A 2,108-nucleotide genomic window follows, 5' to 3' on the forward strand; every position below is an offset into this window, starting at 1 on the left:
GCCGGGGGCCGTGCGGAACCGGTCACCGTCGCGGTCCCGGAGGGGATACCCGCGCCCGACGGCGTCCGGCTGCCCGAGACGGTCACCGTCCCGGCCCACATGCTCGACCAGATACCGCCCGAGTTCCGCTAGTCCGCCCGGCGCCGGGTCCACGCTGCGCGCAGTGCCCGCCACCCCAGGAGCAGCACGCCGGTGGCGAGAGCGGCCACCAGCATGAAGCTCCAGTGCGGCACCCGCCCGTCGCCGAGTCCGCGGATCACCATCCCGCCGACGAGCGTGCAGGCCCACACCACGACACCGGATCGGACGCCCGCGGGGTCGCGGCGAGCGGCCAGCACCGCGATCCACCCCACCAGCAGACCCACCAGGAACGGCCACGCCGTCCCCCACACCTGGCCGAGCCCGAGACCCTCGGAATGCGCACCGCGTCCGAAGGTCGCGAACACGACCACCGACACCGCGTCGAGCAGGAGGACGAGCGGAAGGGCCACCACTGTCACGGCTCCTTCTCGTCACGTCGCCTCGGGCCGCTCACCGCACACGAGTCCTCGTCTGCGTCGTCGCGGGCCTCGTCGTCGACATCGCCGCCCCCGTCCGCTCGCGTGCCGTCATCGCGGACCCGCAGAAGGGGGGTAGGACCGGAATGCGCGTGGAAGGTCGGACGCCACGGGGTGCCGTGCAGCGGCCACATCGCGGCGATACCGGCCGGCGGGGCGGCGACGACCGTGGAGCGTTCCGGGTGGGGGGTGGTCGACGACGACGAGGGGCGCTCACGTGGAGGGGATCCCTCCTCGTGCTCGACATCGGGGTCGATCTCCACCGCTCCACGGTAGAAGAGGAAGAAGACCACCCATCCCGCCAGCGCCACCAGGACGAAGCTGACGATGCGGTAGAGGAAGACCGCCGCGAACGCCTGATGCGCGCCCAGTCCACCAGCGGTGAGTGCGGTGATGAGCGCGAACTCGACCGTCCCGAGCCCGCCCGGCGTGATCGGCGCGGAGGCCACGATCTTGCCGGTGACATACGCGATGCACAGACCTCCGATGCTGGGCTGCGCGCCGACCGCGTGGGCGGCCGCCCACAGGCACCCGACATCGGCCACCCAGTTGAGCAGCGAGAACGCGAAGGCCTTGGCGAACTGGGTCTTGGTCATCTCGACCGCCTCGGCCTGCTCCACGATCTTGCGCACTCCGGTGGCGCCGTGGTGGGCGGGCTTGCGTCGCCGCGCGTTGACCCAGGCCAGGAGGGCCAGCAGGGCTTCCTCGATCCTGTCCGGGTTCCGCGCGGCCCACTGCACCACCACCACGATCGCCACCAGGCCGACGGCCGACAGCATCAGCAGGAACGGGTTGGACACGCGGCCCACCAGGAAGAAGCCCGCCAGCGCGAGCAGCACGATCCCCACCGCCGACAGCACCCCGGAGATCACCAGCTGCCACGACGCCACGACCCGCGTCGCACCCCATTGCCGGGTCTTGCGGTAGGTCAAGGTGGTCCCGAAGACCTGTCCGCCGGGAATGCACGTCGAGAACGCGTTGGCGGAGAAGACCAGTCCGACGCTCCCCCAGTACCCCACCCTGACCCCGGCCGACTGGAGGAGCACCTTCTGCACCGAGCCGTAGCTGGACATGGACAGGTACGAGAACACCAACGCGACCGCGACCCATCCCCAGTGCGGATTGACCACCGCCGAGAACCCCTCGGCGAAGAACGGCATCTGTCCGCGGAGCCAGTAGAGGATGAAACCCAGGACGGTCAGGGTCGCGATCGCCTTGAACCAGGGGTTGGCCAGGACCATCCGGACACGACGACGCAGCGTGGTGCCCCGCGTCCCCTTCATTACGCCACCATAACCCGCGGGACGGCCGGGACCCAGGTTCACACTCCGGAGGCCGGGCCGGGCCTCACGCGTCGCTATCTCGTTCCCTCTCCCTCTCCCGTTCTCGCCGGAGCCGGGCGATCAGCTCCGCCGCGGGGATCTTCTCCCCTGCGGCGCCGGCGTCCCGGCGACGGGGCTCGGATCGGGGTGCGGGCCCGGGATCCGGTGCGGGCTCCGGCTCCGGTGCGTGGAGATCGGGCCGGGGCTCGGGCCCGAGGACTCCCACCGC

2 protein-coding genes and 1 pseudogene are annotated in these 2,108 nt (G+C 71.3%); all 3 read right to left on the reverse strand.

Going from position 1 to position 2,108, the window contains the following annotated elements; genetic code table 11:
* Nucleotides 1-128 precede the first annotated feature (128 nt).
* The gene (locus IY392_RS16515) at nucleotides 129-500 is read right to left on the reverse strand and encodes a DUF3054 domain-containing protein (RefSeq protein WP_182613376.1); all 372 of its coding nucleotides are present in this window, start codon (nucleotides 498-500) and stop codon (nucleotides 129-131) included.
* Nucleotides 497-1,840 (reverse strand): YbhN family protein, encoded by a 1,344-nt coding sequence (locus IY392_RS16520; RefSeq protein WP_182613377.1) that lies wholly within the window; start codon nucleotides 1,838-1,840, stop codon nucleotides 497-499. The genes IY392_RS16515 and IY392_RS16520 overlap by 4 nt, the downstream gene beginning before the upstream one ends.
* 64 nt (nucleotides 1,841-1,904) lie before the next feature.
* A pseudogene (locus IY392_RS19350) lies at nucleotides 1,905-2,108 on the reverse strand (hypothetical protein); the annotation flags it as partial.

Source organism: Dietzia sp. SYD-A1, from assembly GCF_015356725.1.
Lineage (GTDB): Bacteria > Actinomycetota > Actinomycetes > Mycobacteriales > Mycobacteriaceae > Dietzia.